The organism is Plantibacter sp. 2H11-2, assembly GCF_050031945.1.
Classification (GTDB): Bacteria; Actinomycetota; Actinomycetes; order Actinomycetales; family Microbacteriaceae; genus Plantibacter; species Plantibacter auratus.
This window is the reverse complement of the sequence record NZ_JBNBBL010000006.1, coordinates 273,234-289,318: the sequence shown is the minus strand read 5'-3', so window position 1 is coordinate 289,318 and position 16,085 is coordinate 273,234. Positions and strand designations below refer to the sequence as shown.

Sequence of the window (16,085 nt, the reverse complement as noted above, 5' to 3'; positions counted from 1 at the left end):
TCCCTCACGCGGCGTTGCTGCATCAGGCTTTCGCCCATTGTGCAATATTCCCCACTGCTGCCTCCCGTAGGAGTCTGGGCCGTGTCTCAGTCCCAGTGTGGCCGGTCACCCTCTCAGGCCGGCTACCCGTCGTCGCCTTGGTGAGCCATTACCTCACCAACAAGCTGATAGGCCGCGAGTCCATCCTTGACCAAAATTCTTTCCAGCAACTCACCATGCGGTGGAAGCTCGTATCCGGTATTAGACGTCGTTTCCAACGCTTATCCCAGAGTCAAGGGCAGGTTACTCACGTGTTACTCACCCGTTCGCCACTAATCCACCCAGCAAGCTGGGCTTCATCGTTCGACTTGCATGTGTTAAGCACGCCGCCAGCGTTCGTCCTGAGCCAGGATCAAACTCTCCGTAAATGTTGAATTGCACGACCACCGAAGCAGCCGGCACATTTCGCGCACCATGCCACCGGAATAGGTGAACACGATGCAAGTTTGAAACTGACAGAACAAATCATTACTGACTTGCTTTGTTTTGTTTAAATGTTTTCCAAAGGAATCTCTTACAACATCAACCAACCGAAAAGGAAGGCATCAATTGCACGAGGTTTTTGGCATTTGACATTGTGCACGCTGTTGAGTTCTCAAGGATCGGATGCTCCTGCCTTTGGCCATCACGACCGCCCTGCAGGGCAACTTCTCTAACTTACCACTTCTTCGGTTCTTGTCAAGTCGAACCAGGAGCTGATCTGAGTGGACCGGAGTCCGTCTGATCCTCACCGCTTCGATGACCCGAGAGCTGGGAAGTTCCAACCTAGTCTTGAAGTGAGACGATCTCAAGTGTGAGTTTGACTCACGTGGAGATGCTCGGCTTCTGGCTGGGTATCAGTCCCACTTGAGGCCGGGAAGCTCTTCCGCTTCCCGCACCTTTGGGGTGACGAGTGATTACTTTACGCAGACCGCCAGGGGCTGGCAAATCATCGCTGCATCCCGGGCGTGTCGCCCGGATCCACGCGCTTCAGTCCCGATCAGCGTCACCGATGCCGAGGACGGCCGCTGAGCCGGAACCGGCCGCGACGACCGTCGCGACGGCGAGTGGGCTTCCGCCCCAGGCGGTGAACGAGTACTCGTCTCCGGCGGAGTCGACCGACCAACTGCGCTCGCCCGTGGTCGCGTCGATCCCGACGAGCGTGCCGTCGAGCGTGAGCAGGAGGGCCCGATCGCTGTATCCGACGAGGCTGCCCTCGGCGTCCTGCTCCTCGTATCGGATCTCACCGTCGCGAGCGCCGACCCCGGTGTATCCGCCTTCGCCGTCACCGAGCATGATCGTGTCGCCCACGGTGTAGGCGCCGTCCCAGGTGCTCGTCAGTCCGCTGCGCCACTCGACCTCGCCGGATCGCGGGTCGAGGCGGCGGACCCGCTCCCCCGACTGGTCGGCGACGACCAACAGCCCGCTCGCGTCGAGCACCACCGGCAGCGCCCCGGTCGCCTTCCAGCGCTCGGCGCCGGTGCGGTCGTCCACCCCGCGGATCGTGGTGTCGTTGCCGGAGTAGTCGATCGCGACGAGATCGCCGCCCACCTGCTGGTAGTACCAGGAGAGGTCGCCCTGCCAGTCGATGGTCGATCCGTCGTCGAGCGAGTAGACCGCACCGTCGTAGAAGAGCTTGTCGCCCGCGGTGGTCGCCCGCTCGCCGGCGTCACCGCTGACCTCCCAGACCGGGTCGGTCAGGTCCGTCGACCGGTAGCGGCCGACCGTCCCGGTGCCGTCGGCCGTGGTCGACGAGATGAGCAGGTCACCCTCGAGACCCGGGACGAACGCCGCCGGCGCGGCGAAGTCGGCGAAGCCGATCCCCTCGACACTCGAGTGCTCTTGCGAGGTGGACACCACGTGCCCGTCGCGACGGCTCACGGCCACCATGAGGTCGCCCTGACTCAGCACGATCGCGGCCGCATCGGGTGGGGAGACGACCACCGGTGCGTCGAAGCGGTCGAACTCCGGAGAGAGCTCGGTGACGCGACGGTCCCAGAGGGTGTGGCCGTTCGCCGTGTTCACCAGGGAGACCACCGTCTCGCCCGGAGCGTCGTCGAGGGCCGTCTGATCCAGTGGCCGGTCGGTCGACCACACGAGCAGCGCAGTGTTGGGGCTCGCGGTGTACCCGTTCAGGTAGAGCTCGTCGCCCGCGGCCACCTCGTCGTCCAGCGGATGCGCGAGTTCCCATGTTCCGACGGTCGGCTTCGTCGGGAGGTCGCGGAGGAGCGCGAGCCCCTCGACGCGGTGGGGAACGGCCGCGACCACGATGAGCACGACCGCGACGATCGCAGCGACCACGGCGAGTGCGAGTCCGCCGAGGAGGAACCATCGTCGGCGCGAGGGGGTCCGCTTGGCCGTGGTGGGCAACGAATCAGGGTGCCAGAGGGCGCGGGGCGCGGTCGCGGTCGCGGTCTGTTCCCCCGGTGCCTCCCCCGCGGCGCTTGCCGAAGCCGGCCCGGCCGCAACGGCTGTCGCCGCATGCAGAGCCGACGCCGGGGCCGGGTTGGTGGACTCAGCATCTGGAACCGGTGTCGGCACGGCGATCGCCGGGATCGACGTCGCGGTATTGGCGGGCGTGGGCTCAGTGGTGTCGACGTCCGGCGACGGCAGCCGATCGGCTTCACCCGCGGGGGCATCGGTCTCGACGTGGGGTGCATCGGTCTCGACGAGGTCGCCGTCGTCGGCCGGCGTTGGCCGGTCGTCCGTCGACTCCGACTCGGGCTCGTCCGCCGATTCGTCCACGGGCTCCGGCTCTGCCGCCTCGGCCTCGGCCTCGGCCAGGGTCTCCACCGTCGACAGCTCGCCCGTGCGCAGCGGCAGCATGGCTCCACAACTCGGGCACACACCGTCGCGACGGTCGACGATCTCGGTCCCGCACGCCTCGCAGAGCTGCACTCGGAGCATCCCCTTCAGGTTCGGTGACGACGACGATGCCGTCGTCGGCGGATCAGGCGGGTGCTCCGTCGAGGAACAGCCCGGCGAGGGTGCGCTTGCCGCGGCGCAGCACGGCCACCCCGCCCGTCAGGAACCGGTCGTCCAGGGTCGCGTCGACGTCGTCGATCTTGCGGTTGTTCACCGAGACGCCTCCCTGGGCGACCGCGCGTCGAGCCTCACCGAGGCTCGAGCACAGCTCCGTGTCGACGAGCGCCTGGATGACGAGCGTCTCCGCGGCCACCCGGGCGTTCGGCAACTCCGTGACGGCCGACCGCAGCGTGTCCGCGTCGAGTGCGTCCAGATCGCCCTGACCGAAGAGCGCGGCCGACGCGGCGATGGCCGCATCCGTCGCGGCGACGCCGTGGACGAGCGCGGTGACGGCGTAGGCGAGGGTCTTCTGCGCCTCCCGCTTGAACGGTTCCGACTCGGTCGCGGCCGCCAGTCGCTCGATCTCCACCCGATTGAGGAACGTGAACACCTTCAGCCGGGCGATGACGTCCGCATCGTCGGTGTTGACCCAGAACTGGTAGAACGCGTACGGGCTCGTCATGCTCGGGTCGAGCCAGACCGCGTTGCCTTCGCTCTTCCCGAACTTCGTGCCGTCCGAGTTCGTGATCAGCGGGGTCCCGATCGCGTGGACGGTCGCCCGCTCGACCCGGTGGATGAGGTCGGTGCCGCTCGTGAGGTTGCCCCACTGGTCGCTCCCGCCGGTCTGCAGGACGCAGCCGTATTCGCGGTACAGCTCGAGGTAGTCCATCCCCTGGAGGATCTGGTAACTGAACTCGGTGTAGCTGATCCCCGCCTCCGAGTTGAGGCGGGCACTGACCGCGTCCTTCTTCAGCATCGTGCCGACGCGGTAGTGCTTGCCGATCTCCCGGAGGAAGTCGATCGCGGAGAGCGGTGCGGTCCAGTCGAGGTTGTTGACCATGCGCGCGGCGTTGTCGCCGTCGAAGCTGAGGAAGCGTTCGATCTGCGCGCGGAGCGATTGCACCCACTCGGCGACGGTGTCCGGCGTGTTCAGCGTGCGCTCGGCGGTCGGTCGTGGGTCGCCGATGAGGCCGGTCGAACCGCCGACGAGCCCGAGCGGGCGGTGTCCGGCCAGCTGCAGCCGACGCATGACGAGCAGCTGGACCAGGTTGCCCAGGTGGAGGCTCGCAGCCGTCGGGTCGAACCCGCAGTAGTAGGTGATCGGCGCTCCACCGAGCAGACGCTTCAGCTCCTGCTGATCCGTCGACACGTGGACGAGCCCGCGCCAGACGAGTTCGTCCCAGACGTCCTCGAAGGTCGGATCGTTGCGCTGGTCAGGAAGAGCGAGGTTCGACACGCTTGCAAGGCTATCAGCGCGGCATCGGCTGCTGGATCGGGCGCATCGGCACCGGCGCGATCGCGGCGACCACGACGTGCAGGAATTCCTCTCATTCGTCAGAGTTGTGGAAATACCTGCACGTTGCGACTAGGGTGATCGAGCCGACCCACCGCCGAGAGGAGAGCCGTGTACGTGCTGACCGTCGATCAGATCGCGAGCCGGACCGGCCCTGATCGCGCCGCCGGTGTCATCGAGTCGATCAACGAACGGTTCTCGGAGAGCCTGCTCCTCCAGGCCGAACGCACGGCGGGCGACGAGTTCCAGCTCGCCACCGAGGATGCCGAAGTCGCGCTCGCCATCGCCCTCGACCTCCTCCGCGATCGCGGCTGGAGCGTGGGCATCGGACAAGGCGACGTCCGGCGTCCGCTCCCCGATTCAACCCGAGCCGCGACCGGTCAGGCCTTCTACGCCGCGCGGGAGGCCGTCACGCGGGCCAAGCGGGCGCCCTTCCGGTTCGCGCTCGAGGCGGCCGACCAGCAGGGCGGCGCCGACGTCGAAGCGCTCATCGTACTCCTCCTCCACCTCCGCGACCGGCGGACCGCCGGCGGATGGGAGGTCGCAGACCTGCTCGCGGCCGGCGTGACCCAGTCCGAGGCCGCGGCACGACTCGGCATCACCGAGAGTTCGGTCAGTCGCCGGGTCGCGGCCGCCGGAGTCCGAGCCGAAGCCGCGGCGACCACCGCGCTCATCCGCCTCCTGGCGAAGCTCGACCAGGACGCCTCCGTGCACCACCCCGACGACCGAAAGGACGAGCGATGAACCTCGTCACGCTCACGCCCATCACCTGGCCGACCGTCATCGGCCTCCTCGGAAGCGCGCTCGTCTTCCTCCTGCTGGCCCGGGTGCTGAGCGCGCGTCTCGCGGATCGTCTCATGGTCGTGGCGGCTGCCCTCATGGTGATCGGGGCCCTCCTGGTCGCGCTCGTCCCCTCGGTTCCGCCGACCGGTCCGGCACTCGTGCTCCTCGGCGTCTTCGTCCTCGCCGTCGCGGTCGCCGGCGGTGGTCCGATCGCCTCCTTCGTCCTCGCCCTCGCGACGAAGGGCAGCGTCGCCCCCGGGATCCACGGCGGCATCCTCGTGGAGCACCGGAACCCGAGCGCCTCGCAGGTCGTCGGACGTCCGATCGAAGTGCTGCGCGGCGGGACCGCGATCGGGATCCTGGAACGGCTCGCCCTCGTCGCCGCGTTGTTCTCCGGCTATCCGGAGGCGATCGCGGTCATCGTCGCGGTGAAGGGTGTCGGACGCTTCACCGAACTCGACTCGGCCGAGGCGCGCGAGCGGTTCATCATCGGCTCGCTGGCCAGCCTCCTCTGGGCTGCCGGGGTGGCGTCGATCCTGCTGCTCGCGCGAGGCTGAGCCGGCGGGTCAGTCCACGGCCCTGGGCGAGCGGCGGTAGGGCGAGACGGTCGTCTCGCCCGGGAGCACGAACCGCCACGGGTAGGCGGCTCCCCCACCGACCCCGCTGACGCCCGTCCGCGGACCGGTCGCCGAGGCGAGCGGGCGCTCGGGCAGGAGCAGGTCGAAGGGCGGCTCGGCGAGGTCGTCACCCGACTGGTCGAGCGCGATCCCGAGCGCCACGGTGAGCCGCGCCGGTCCTCTGGCCAGGTCGCGATCCGGCACCCGTTCACCGCGTCGCAGCCGCGCGAGCTCCAGGCCCGCGACGACCTCGCCGGCGCGCAGGAGGACGGCCGACGCCGTGCCGACCGGTGAGCACACGACGTTGATGCAGACGTGCATGCCGTAGCTGAAGTACGCGTACAGATGCCCGGGCGGACCGAACATCGGACTCGTGCGCGGGGTCGGACCACGGTGCGCATGGGATCCGGGATCCTCGCCGACCCCGAGGTAGGCCTCGACCTCGGTGAGACGGACCGACACGGTGCCCTCGGGCGTCGTGTGGGACAGCACCGCTCCGAGCAGCGCGGGCGCGACCTCGACGGCCGATCCCGAGGTCAGCGCCCGCAGCGGACCGGCCGTCGTCATCGGACCCCGCCCCGTCTAGAGCGAGAGGGCCTGCGACAGCGCGCCCACCCGCCCGACGAGCGTCACGAGCTGGTCCTGGACCCGCTCCGGCGCAGTCCCACCGGCGCCGAGTCGGCTACCGATCGAGCCGTCGACGGTCAGGACGCTCCGCACGGCCGGCGTGAGATGTTCCGAGACACCCGCCAGTGCGGCGTCGTCGGGTTCGTCGAGTGCAAGGCCGCGCTCCTCGCAGTACCGCACGAGCTCGCCGCTGATCTCGTGAGCGTCGCGGAAGGCGACACCCTGCTTGACAAGCCACTCGGCGACGTCCGTCGCGAGGGAGAACCCCTCCGGTGCGAGCTCGCGCAGCCGTGCCGTGTCGAAGCAGAGCGTCGCCACCATCCCGGTGAACGCCGGCAGTAACACCTCGAGCTGGTTCACGGAGTCGAACACCGGCTCCTTGTCCTCCTGCAGGTCGCGGTTGTACGCGAGCGGCAGCGCCTTCAGCGTCGCCAGCAACCCGGTCAGGTTCCCGATGAGTCGCCCGGACTTCCCGCGGGCGAGCTCGGCGATGTCGGGGTTCTTCTTCTGCGGCATGATGCTCGAGCCGGTCGAGTAGGCGTCGTCGAGGGTCACGAACCCGAACTCGCGGGTGTTCCAGACGATGATCTCCTCGGCGAACCGGGACAGGTTGATCCCGATCAGCGAGGTGATGAACGCGAACTCGGCGACCACGTCGCGGCTGGCGGTGGCGTCGATCGAGTTCTCGGTCGGCCGGTCGAGCCCGAGCTCGTGCGCGACGAGCACCGGGTCGAGACCGAGGGAACTGCCGGCGAGCGCTCCGGAACCGTACGGCGAGGCGCTCGCCCGGGCGAGCCAGTCGCGGAGCCGTTCCAGGTCGCGGGTGAGCGGCCAGGCGTGCGCGAGCAGCTGGTGGGCGAGCAACACCGGCTGGGCGTGCTGCAGGTGCGTGCGGCCGGGCATCACCGCGTCCGGGTGTGCTTCGGCCTGGGAGACGATCGCGTCGATCAGGTGGATGACGTCGCGGGCGATCACCCGTCCGTGATCGATGAGGTAGAGGCGCACGAGCGTCGCGATCTGGTCGTTCCGGCTTCGTCCGGCGCGCAGCTTCCCACCGAGTTCCTTGCCGGCCCGTTCGACGAGCCCGCGTTCCAGCGCCGAGTGGACGTCCTCATCGCCCTCCGCCGCGACGAACGTCCCGTCGGCCACGTCGGCGTCCAGGACGTCGAGGGCGGCGAGCATCCCGCGAAGCTCGTCCTCGTCGAGATACCCCGCCGACGCGAGCGCCTTGGCGTGGGCACGGGAGCCCGCGATGTCGTATGCGGCGAGGACCCAGTCGAACTGTGTGGACTTGCTCAGACGGGCGAGTTCCGGCGACGGTCCGCTCGCGAAGCGTCCACCCCAGAGGGCCCCGGATTCGCCTGCTCGGTTCTGCTGATCTGCCACGATGGGCCTCCTGTACTGCTGACGTCCGGAGTGCTCCGGACTGGTCGGTCGGCCGCAGCCGGGGAAGGGTCAGGCCGCGGAGCCGGCGTGCTGCTGCTCGAGCAGCCACACGAGCAGGGCCTTCTGCGCGTGGAGGCGGTTCTCCGCCTCGTCCCAGATGATGCTCTGCGCACCGTCGATGACCTCGGCCTCGACCTCGAAGCCGCGATCGGCGGGCAGGCAGTGCATGAAGACGGCGTCGGACGCTGCGAGCCCCATGAGCCTGCGGTCGACGCGGTAGCCGCCGAAGATGGCGACGCGTTGCGCCTTCTCGTCCTCCTTGCCCATCGACACCCAGGTGTCGGTGATCATGACGTCGGCATCCGCCGCCGCCGCGTCGGGGTCGGTGGTCACGAGCACGGAGCCGCCCGTCGTCGCGGCGATGCGCTCCGCGTCGGCGACGACGTCCGCAGCCGGGGCGAACTCGGCCGGGGCGGCGATGCGGACATGCATCCCCGCCGTCGCGCCGGCCAACAGGTAGGAGTGGGCCATGTTGCTCGCACCGTCGCCGAAGAACGACATCGTCAGACCGGCCAGTTCGCCCTTGTGCTCGCGGATCGTGAGGAGGTCGGCGAGGAGCTGACAGGGGTGGAAGTCGTCGGACAGCGCGTTGACGACGGGCACCGTCGTCCCGGCCGAGATCTCCTCGAGACCGGACTGGGCGTAGGTCCGCCAGACGATCGCCGCGACCTGACGTTCGAGGACACGAGCGGTGTCGGCGGCCGTCTCCTTGCCGCCGAGCTGGCTGTTGGCCGTCGAGATGATGAGCGGTGATCCGCCGAGGTCGGCGATCCCCACGGCGAAGGAGACGCGTGTCCGAGTCGAGGACTTGTCGAAGATGACCGCGACGGTCTGCGGGCCTTCGAGCGGCTTGCGCGACCAGCGGTCGCGCTTCAGCTCGGTGGCGAGGTCGAGGATCTCGGCCTGCTCGGCCGGGCTGAGGTCGTCGTCGCGGAGGAAGTGACGGGTCATGGCTGGTGGTCCTGTTCGTGTGGGTCGATGGCCGGTCAGGCCCGGACGGCGTCGAGCGCCGCGCGGAAGAGGGAGGTGAACTCGTCGATCTCGGCGTCGCCGATGATGAGCGGCGGCGCGATCCGGATGCTCGTCGCGTTCGGGGCGTTGATGATGAGCCCTCGGTCGAACGCCGCGGCCGACAGCTCGGCCGCCACCGGGGCGCTCAAGCCGATGCCGATGAGCAGCCCGTGTCCGCGGACCTCCTCGACGAGCGGGGAACCGATGGCGGTGATGACGGCCCGCAACTGCTCACCGCGCGCAGCGGCGTTCTGCACGAGACCGGCGTGCTCGATCTCCTCGAGCACCGCGTTCGCCGTCGCGGTCGCGAGCGGGTTGCCGCCGAAGGTGCTGCCGTGCTGGCCGGGTCCGAACAGCTCGGAGGCGGCGCCGAAGGTGATGAGGGCGCCGATCGGCATGCCACCGCCGATCCCCTTGGCGACGGTGATCGCGTCCGGGACGATGCCGTCCCGCTGGAACGCGAACCACTCCCCCGTCCGACCGGCCCCGGTCTGGATCTCGTCGATGATGAGCAGCACGCCGTGCGCCTCGGTGAGTGCCCTGGCACGGGCGAGGTAGCCCTCCGGCAGGTCGATGACGCCGGCTTCGCCCTTGATCGGTTCGAGGATCAGCGCGGCGACCCGGTCGTCGATCGCCGCCTCGAGTGCCTCGATCGTGGTCGGGATGTGCTCGACGCCGCCCGGGAGCGGGTGGAACCCCTCCTGCAGGGCGGGCTTGCCGGTCAGGGCGAGCGCGCCGAAGGTCCGCCCGTGGAAGGAGTTCTCCAGGGTGAGGACCCGGGTCCGCGATCCGTCGCCGTGGTTGAGTCGGGCGAGCTTGAACGCCGCCTCGTTCGCCTCGGCACCGGAGTTCGCGAAGTACACCCGACCGCCCTCGTCCGCTCCGGCGAGACGCTTCAGCCGGGCCGCGAGCTCGAGCTGCGGCGGACTCGAGAAGTAGTTGGAGACGTGCGCGAGCGTGCTCGCCTGTCGCGTGATCGCACCGACGAACGCCGGATGGGCATGTCCCAGTGCGTTCACCGCGATGCCCGCGAGGAAGTCGAGGTAGCGGTTGCCCTCGGCGTCCCAGACATGGCATCCCTCACCGCGCGTCAGCATCGCGATCGGCGTGTTGAACGTGCGCATCATGTCGCGGTCGACGCGGCTCTTCCAGTCGCTCATGAGTCCTCCGGGACGACCTCGGTGCCTGAGCCGTTCTGGGTGAACACCTCGAGCAGGATGGAATGGGGTACGCGGCCGTCGATGATGGCAGCCTTGGCGACCCCGCCGTCGACGGCGTCGAGGCAGGCGGTCATCTTCGGGATCATGCCCGATTCGAGCGAGGGCAGCATGGCTCGGAGCTCACTCGTCGTGATCTGCGAGACGAGCGAGTCGCGGTTGGGCCAGTCGCTGTACAGCCCGGCGACATCGGTCAGGATGACGAGCTTCGCGGCACCGAGTGCCACGGCGAGCGCCGCGGCGGCCGCATCGGCGTTCACGTTGAGCGTCTGGCCGGGCTGGTCGAGGTCGGGGGCGATCGAGGAGACCACCGGGATGTTGCCGGCGTCGAGGTAGGCCTGCACCGAGGTGGGGTCGACGCTGACGACGTCGCCGACGAGCCCGATGTCCACGGTCTCACCGTCGACGACGATCGAGCGACGACGCCCGCCGAACAGGCCCGCGTCCTCGCCGGACAGTCCTGCGGCGAGCGGGCCGTGTTCGTTGATCCGCCCCACGAGCTCGGGGTTGACCTGACCGGTGAGGACCATGCGGACGACCTCCATGGCCTCGGGCGTCGTGACCCGGTACCCGCCGCGGAACTCGCTGTGGATGTCGAGCCGCTCGAGCATCGCGGAGATCTGCGGGCCGCCACCGTGCACGACGACGGGCTTGAGCCCCGCGTAGCGCAGGTAGACCATGTCCTCCGCGAACGCCTGCGCGAGCTCGTCGCTCACCATCGCGTTGCCGCCGAACTTGACGACGATCGTCTGGTCGCGGAAGGTCTTCAGCCAGGGAAGCGACTCGATGAGGGTGGCGGCCTTGATCGCCGCCTCCTCGGGAGAGTTGTCTCGATACTGGGTCATCATCAGCTCGCGTACGCGCTGTTCTCGTGCACGTAGTCGTGCGTGAGGTCGTTCGTCCAGATGGTGGCTCCCGTGTCACCGGCGTGGAGGTCGATGAGCACGTGCACGGCGCGCGGTGAGAGGTCGACGAGGTCGCGCGACTGATCCGGCTCGCCGGCGGTGCACACCTGGACGCCGTTCATGGCCACGTCGATCCCGTACGGGTCGAACTCGGCGCCCGTGGTCCCGACGGCCGCGAGCACCCGGCCCCAGTTCGGGTCGTTGCCGAAGATGGCCGCCTTGAAGAGGTTGCTGCGGGAGACCGCGCGGGCGACCTCGACCGCGTCGTCCTCGGACACCGCGCCGACGACCTCGATCGCGACGTCGTGGGCCGCGCCCTCGGCATCGGCTTGCAATTGCAGGGTGAGGTCGCGGCACACCTCCGTCAGCGCCTCGGTGAAGGCGGACAGCTCCGGGGTGACGCCGCTCGACCCGGACGCGAGGAGCGACACCGTGTCGTTGGTGGACATGCAGCCGTCGGAGTCGAGGCGGTCGAAGGTGACACGGGTCGCGCTGCGGAGCGCCTGGTCGAGCTGCGCCGGCTCGAGCACAGCGTCGGTCGTGATGACGACGAGCATCGTCGCGAGCCCGGGGGCGAGCATGCCCGCACCCTTCGCCATGCCGCCGACGGTCCATCCGTCCGCGCTCCGATCGGCCTGTTTCGGCTTCGTGTCGGTCGTCATGATCGCGGTCGCCGCGGCGAGGCCGGCCGCTTCGCTCGCACCGTCCTCGTCGGCGACCGCGCGGGTGGCGTCCCAGACGCCCGCGGTCAGCTTGTCGAGGTCGAGCTGTTCGCCGATGAGCCCCGTGGAGCAGACGAGGACGTCGCCGGCCGAGATCGCGAGTCGCTCTGCGACGGCCTCCGCGGTCGCGTGCGTCGTCTGGAAACCGCGCGTCCCCGTGTAGCAGTTCGCGCCGCCGGAGTTCAGGACGATCGCCGAGACGATGCCGTCCTGCATGACCTGCTCGCTCCAGAGGATCGGGTTGGCCTTGCACCGGTTGCTCGTGAACACCGTCGCCGCGTGCTGCAGCGGACCGACGTTGTGGACCACCGCGAGGTCGAGGCCCCCGGAGGTCTTGAGGCCACAGGCGACGCCCGCCGCGAGGAACCCTGCTGCTGCTGTCACACTCACGGTGCCACTCCATTCACACTCAAGCCGGTCGTCTCGGGGAGCCCGAGCGCGATGTTCGCCGATTGGATCGCCGCGCCGGCGGTCCCCTTCACGAGGTTGTCGACGGCGGTCACGACGACGACCCGTCCCACCGTCTCGTCGACGGCGAGTCCGATCAGCGCGGTGTTGGCGCCGAGGACGTCGGCCGTCCGGGGGAACGAGCCCTCGGGGAGCACCTGGACGAACGGCTCGTCGGCGTAGGCCGTCTCCCAGGCCTCGCGGACCGCCGCCGCGGTGGTGCCCGGGACGATGCGTGCCGTCGAGGTGGCCAGGATGCCGCGCGACATCGGGACGATGACCGGGGTGAACGAGATGGACGCGCGATCGCTACCGGCCGCCCGGAGGCTCTGCGTGATCTCGGGGATGTGCCGGTGGGTACCGCCGACGGCGTACGGGTTGGCCGTGCCGAGCACCTCGCTCGCGAGCAGGTTGACCTTCAGGCTCTTCCCCGCGCCGGACGGCCCGACGGCGAGCACGGAGACGAGGTCGAGCGGCTCGATCACCCCCGCGGCGATGCCGGGCGCGAGGGACAGGGCGACGGTGCTCGCGTTGCATCCAGGAGCGGCGATCCGCTTGGTGCCCACGAGAGCGTCGCGCCCCCGACCGGTGGACGTCTGGAGCTCCGGCACACCGTAGGCCCAGGCGCCGAAGTAGTCGCCGCCGTAGAAGGCGTCCCAGTCGGCTTCGTCGACGAGCCGGTGGTCGGCTCCGCAGTCGACGACGAGGGTCTCCGGTGCAAGCGATGCCGTGACCTCTCCCGACTTGCCGTGCGGCAGGGCGAGGAAGACGACGTCGTGTCCCGCGAGCACCTCCGGCGTCGTCGCCTCGAGGACGAGATGCCGGAGTGATCGGAGGTGTGGCTGGTGGTCGACGAGCGGTTGACCGGCGTTCGCGTGCGCGGTCACCGTCCGGACGTCGAAGTCGGGGTGGTCGGCGAGCAGCCGAAGCAGCTCGCCTCCTGCGTAGCCGGATGCTCCGGCCACCGCTACAGAGAAGGACATGGCTCTACCTTATTGAGTGGACGCTCGAGGGGCGGAGGCGGCGACTCCTGGACGACTGCACGGTCACCTGGACCGTGCGAGCACCGGGGTCGCCTATCGTCGCTCTGCGGTAGCGCGTGCGGACACGGGACGGCGGAGGGCGCGGAGCGTGATCGCCCGCGAAGAACCCTGTGCCTGGAAACGTGCCATGTCGAGAGCGTACTACGACGACGAGGATGCCGACGAATCCGCGCCCGGAGCAGCCCGCTCCGCGATGAGCGCGGCCTGGACCCGCGACCGTGCGTCGAGCTTCACAAGGATCCGGGACACGTGCGTGCGGGCCGTCGCCTCGGACAGCCCGAGCGCGGTCGCGATCCCCGCATTGCTCAGCCCCTCGCGCAACTGCTCGAGGACCTCACGCTCCCGCGGTGTCAGCGTAGCCAGACCGGGGTGCGCCGGCGCCAGCTCCGGCACGACCGGGGGTCTGGCCGCGGCGAGACGTTCGAGGACTCGGCGGGTCACCTCAGGGGCGAGCACCGCCTCGCCCGCGTGCACTCGTCGGATCGCATCGACGAGGCCGGCAGCGGAGACCGTCTTCACCAGGAAGGCGTTCGCCCCGGCCGCCAGTGCCTCGTCGACGTACCGGTCGAGCGCGAAGGTGGTGAGCATGATGATGCTCGGCGGTGGGGTGACCGCGGCGAGGATGGCCGGGATCGCGTCGATCCCGGAGGCACGCGGCATCTGGACGTCGAGCAACACGACGTCCGGTCGGTGTCGCACGGCTTGCGCGACGACGGCCTCCCCGTCCGCCGCCTCGGCGATGACCAGGATGTCGTCCGGCTCGTCGAGCAGCGCTCCCAGACCCGCTCTGACGGCGGCATGGTCGTCCGCGATGAGGACCGTGATGGTCATGACGCCCCTCCTGCGGTGACGACCGCGGGGGTGGTCGGTGACACCGGGCTCGGCACGGTGAGCGCCGTCCGCCAGTCCGGACCGTCCGGCCCCGCGACGAGGTCGCCTCCGACCAGCCGTGCCCGCTCGGCCAGGCCGACGAGGCCGACCCCACCGGACCCGGCGAGCACCGAAGACGAGGTCGCCGTCGGCAGCGGGTTACTGAGCGTGACGGACAGGGCACCGGGCGGGAGCGAGACCTCGACCCGCACGGAGGCACCCGGTGCGTGCTTCGCGGTGTTCGTCAGGCCTTCGACGAGCGTGCGGAGCCCGACGATCGAGGTCTGCGCGGGGACCTCGGCGAGCGCCGCGTCGTCCGGTGCCCGTACCTCCACCTCCAGTCCGTTGGCACGGGCGACCTCGACCGCGCGGCGGACCGACTCGGCCGTGAGTCGGTCTGGTGCCTGGGTCGGGTCGTCGGCCGACTGGTCACCGCGGAGCACGTCGATCATGGTGCGCATGTCGGCGAGCGCGTCGAGACTGCTCGTCCGGACGAGTGCGAGGCTGCGCCGCAGCGCCACCGGGTCGGTGCCGTCCCGTCGTTCCAGGGCCGCCGCCGACTGCATCGCGATCGCCGAGAGGTGACCGGCGATGACGTCGTGCAGCTCCCGGCTGAGCTCGAGCCGTTCACGGGTCACGGCGTCCTGCCGGAGCGCAGCCGCCGCCTGGGCGATCGTGTCCGCGCGCTCGCGCTGGCGTTCGGCCTCGAGACGGGGGTACCGGACCATCCTGCCGTACCAGATCGAGCTCGCCAGGATGACCGGGACGATGATGAGCGAGCCGAGGACCACGCCGCGACCGAGCCGGGTGACGGCCTCGACGTCGTCGGTGAACCAGATCACCGCGAAGACACCGACGGACACGACGGCGAGCGCGGTGCAGGCGAACGCGGCGACGTCCATGACCCGGGACCGCGAGTAGAGCGCCGCCGCATAGGCGAGGTCGGACACGACGATGAGCATCCCGAGGCCGCTGCCTCCGGTGGTGAGCGCCTCGGCGAGGGCGATCAGGACGCCGACGGCCAGCGTGGTCAACGGGCGTCGACGGCGGAGCAGGTGCACCGCCAGGATGGCGGCGAGGAAGACGAGGGTGAGGAGGAGCGGCGGTTCCGACACGGTCGTCCCCCAGGGGACATGGATCCCGAGGAGGGCGAACAGGAGTCCCATGGCCGCGCACACCGTGGTGATGACCGGCTCGCGGTGTCGATCCACCCATGCGCGCGGTCCTTCGAGAGCAGCCATACCTCCATCACACCAGCTCGCGCCACACGGCGCGAGCGCCGGAGGGACGAGCCCGCGTACGCAGTTCCGCTGACCCCGTCGCCGGAGGATCAGCAGCACGGTCGATGTGGCACGGCATCACCCCGCGACACCATCGGAACATGGACAGCTTCACTGAACTCTTCGGCACGAGCCCACTCATCTGGGCCATCCTCGGCGCGGAGGCCGCGTTCTGGATCCTCCTTTTCGGCGGGCTCGCGGTCCGCTACCTCCTCCGGCGACGCCGGCTCAGCGCGATCATGTTGATCAGTGTACCGGTCGTGGACCTCGTCCTCCTGGTCCTGACCGCGACCGACCTCGCGTCCGGCGAGGAGCCCAACGTCACGCACCTCCTCGCGACCATCTACCTGGGCTTCACGGTGGCGTTCGGCCACGCGCTCGTCACGAAGGCGGACGTCTGGTTCGCACACCGGTTCGCCGGCGGTCCAGCACCGCGGCCGAAGCCGAAGTCCGGGCCCGCGTACGTCCGGGCCGCCTGGTCGGAGTGGCGTCGGGTGGTCCTCGCCGTCGCGATCGCGGTCGCCGGGCTCCTCGCGATGCAGACCATGGTCGGCTGGACCGTCCCCGCGTCCTTCGCCCTCGCGAACGAGGATGTCATCTGGGGCATGATCATCAAGCTCGTCGCGATCTCCGGCATCTGGTTCGCCGCAGGCCCGGTGTATGCCGTCCTCTTCCGGAGTTCCGCGCCCGCGCCTGACACCACGGAGCGGGTTTCAGATTCCGTTCCGACATCTCAGGGGCGTCCCCAACGGCGCTCTATCTCATATCTGAGATAGAGTGA

The 16,085-nt window shown here is 69.5% G+C and carries 14 protein-coding genes and 1 rRNA gene; 3 read left to right on the top strand and 12 right to left on the bottom strand.

The window, feature by feature from the left end; all coding sequences use genetic code 11:
* The 3 genes from ACQG07_RS14025 to tyrS form a co-directional block, all read right to left on the bottom strand.
* Window positions 1-407 (bottom strand): 16S ribosomal RNA (locus tag ACQG07_RS14025); the annotation flags it as partial.
* A gap of 601 nt (window positions 408-1,008) precedes the next feature.
* Entirely contained in the window at window positions 1,009-2,925 is a 1,917-nt protein-coding gene (locus ACQG07_RS14020) for a PQQ-binding-like beta-propeller repeat protein (RefSeq protein WP_426738569.1), read from the bottom strand.
* 43 nt (window positions 2,926-2,968) lie between these two features.
* Window positions 2,969-4,279 (bottom strand): tyrosine--tRNA ligase, encoded by a 1,311-nt coding sequence (gene tyrS / locus ACQG07_RS14015; RefSeq protein ID WP_426738568.1) that lies wholly within the window; start codon window positions 4,277-4,279, stop codon window positions 2,969-2,971.
* Window positions 4,280-4,447: 168 nt separating this feature from the next.
* On the opposite strand from tyrS, the gene ACQG07_RS14010 reads away from it, so the two are divergent.
* A complete protein-coding gene (locus ACQG07_RS14010; RefSeq protein ID WP_411558473.1) occupies window positions 4,448-5,080 on the top strand; it encodes a DNA-binding protein in 633 nt (210 codons plus the stop codon).
* Window positions 5,077-5,676, top strand: coding sequence for a hypothetical protein (locus ACQG07_RS14005; protein WP_191941328.1), 600 nt, complete (start codon window positions 5,077-5,079; stop codon window positions 5,674-5,676). The genes ACQG07_RS14010 and ACQG07_RS14005 overlap by 4 nt, the downstream gene beginning before the upstream one ends.
* A gap of 9 nt (window positions 5,677-5,685) precedes the next feature.
* Here ACQG07_RS14005 and ACQG07_RS14000 read toward each other — a convergent pair whose 3' ends face one another.
* The 9 genes from ACQG07_RS14000 to ACQG07_RS13960 all read right to left on the bottom strand — a co-directional run bounded on the left by ACQG07_RS14000 (window position 5,686) and on the right by ACQG07_RS13960 (window position 15,265).
* Window positions 5,686-6,303 carry a DNA-3-methyladenine glycosylase gene (locus ACQG07_RS14000; protein ID WP_426738567.1) on the bottom strand — a complete coding sequence of 206 codons (618 nt, stop codon included), beginning with the start codon at window positions 6,301-6,303 and terminating at the stop codon, window positions 5,686-5,688.
* A 15-nt stretch (window positions 6,304-6,318) separates the two neighbouring features.
* The gene (gene argH, locus ACQG07_RS13995) at window positions 6,319-7,749 is read right to left on the bottom strand and encodes an argininosuccinate lyase (protein ID WP_426738566.1); all 1,431 of its coding nucleotides are present in this window, start codon (window positions 7,747-7,749) and stop codon (window positions 6,319-6,321) included.
* A 69-nt stretch (window positions 7,750-7,818) separates the two neighbouring features.
* A complete protein-coding gene (argF, locus tag ACQG07_RS13990; RefSeq protein WP_192018608.1) occupies window positions 7,819-8,760 on the bottom strand; it encodes an ornithine carbamoyltransferase in 942 nt (313 codons plus the stop codon).
* Between the two features lie 35 nt (window positions 8,761-8,795).
* The gene (locus tag ACQG07_RS13985; protein ID WP_426738565.1) at window positions 8,796-9,980 is read right to left on the bottom strand and encodes an acetylornithine transaminase; all 1,185 of its coding nucleotides are present in this window, start codon (window positions 9,978-9,980) and stop codon (window positions 8,796-8,798) included.
* The gene (argB, locus tag ACQG07_RS13980; RefSeq protein WP_426738564.1) at window positions 9,977-10,882 is read right to left on the bottom strand and encodes an acetylglutamate kinase; all 906 of its coding nucleotides are present in this window, start codon (window positions 10,880-10,882) and stop codon (window positions 9,977-9,979) included. Before argB ends, ACQG07_RS13985 begins: the two co-directional genes overlap by 4 nt.
* Before the next feature lie 2 nt (window positions 10,883-10,884).
* Window positions 10,885-12,054, bottom strand: coding sequence for a bifunctional glutamate N-acetyltransferase/amino-acid acetyltransferase ArgJ (gene argJ / locus ACQG07_RS13975; RefSeq protein WP_426738563.1), 1,170 nt, complete (start codon window positions 12,052-12,054; stop codon window positions 10,885-10,887).
* Entirely contained in the window at window positions 12,051-13,094 is a 1,044-nt protein-coding gene (argC, locus tag ACQG07_RS13970; RefSeq protein WP_426738562.1) for an N-acetyl-gamma-glutamyl-phosphate reductase, read from the bottom strand. The genes argJ and argC overlap by 4 nt, the downstream gene beginning before the upstream one ends.
* A gap of 201 nt (window positions 13,095-13,295) precedes the next feature.
* Window positions 13,296-13,985 (bottom strand): response regulator, encoded by a 690-nt coding sequence (locus tag ACQG07_RS13965; RefSeq protein WP_426738561.1) that lies wholly within the window; start codon window positions 13,983-13,985, stop codon window positions 13,296-13,298.
* On the bottom strand, window positions 13,982-15,265 hold the full coding sequence (locus ACQG07_RS13960; RefSeq protein WP_426738560.1) for a sensor histidine kinase: 1,284 nt from the start codon (window positions 15,263-15,265) through the stop codon (window positions 13,982-13,984). The genes ACQG07_RS13965 and ACQG07_RS13960 overlap by 4 nt, the downstream gene beginning before the upstream one ends.
* Before the next feature lie 140 nt (window positions 15,266-15,405).
* On the opposite strand from ACQG07_RS13960, the gene ACQG07_RS13955 reads away from it, so the two are divergent.
* A complete protein-coding gene (locus ACQG07_RS13955; RefSeq protein WP_426738559.1) occupies window positions 15,406-16,080 on the top strand; it encodes a hypothetical protein in 675 nt (224 codons plus the stop codon).
* The last annotated feature ends 5 nt before the right edge of the window (window positions 16,081-16,085 follow it).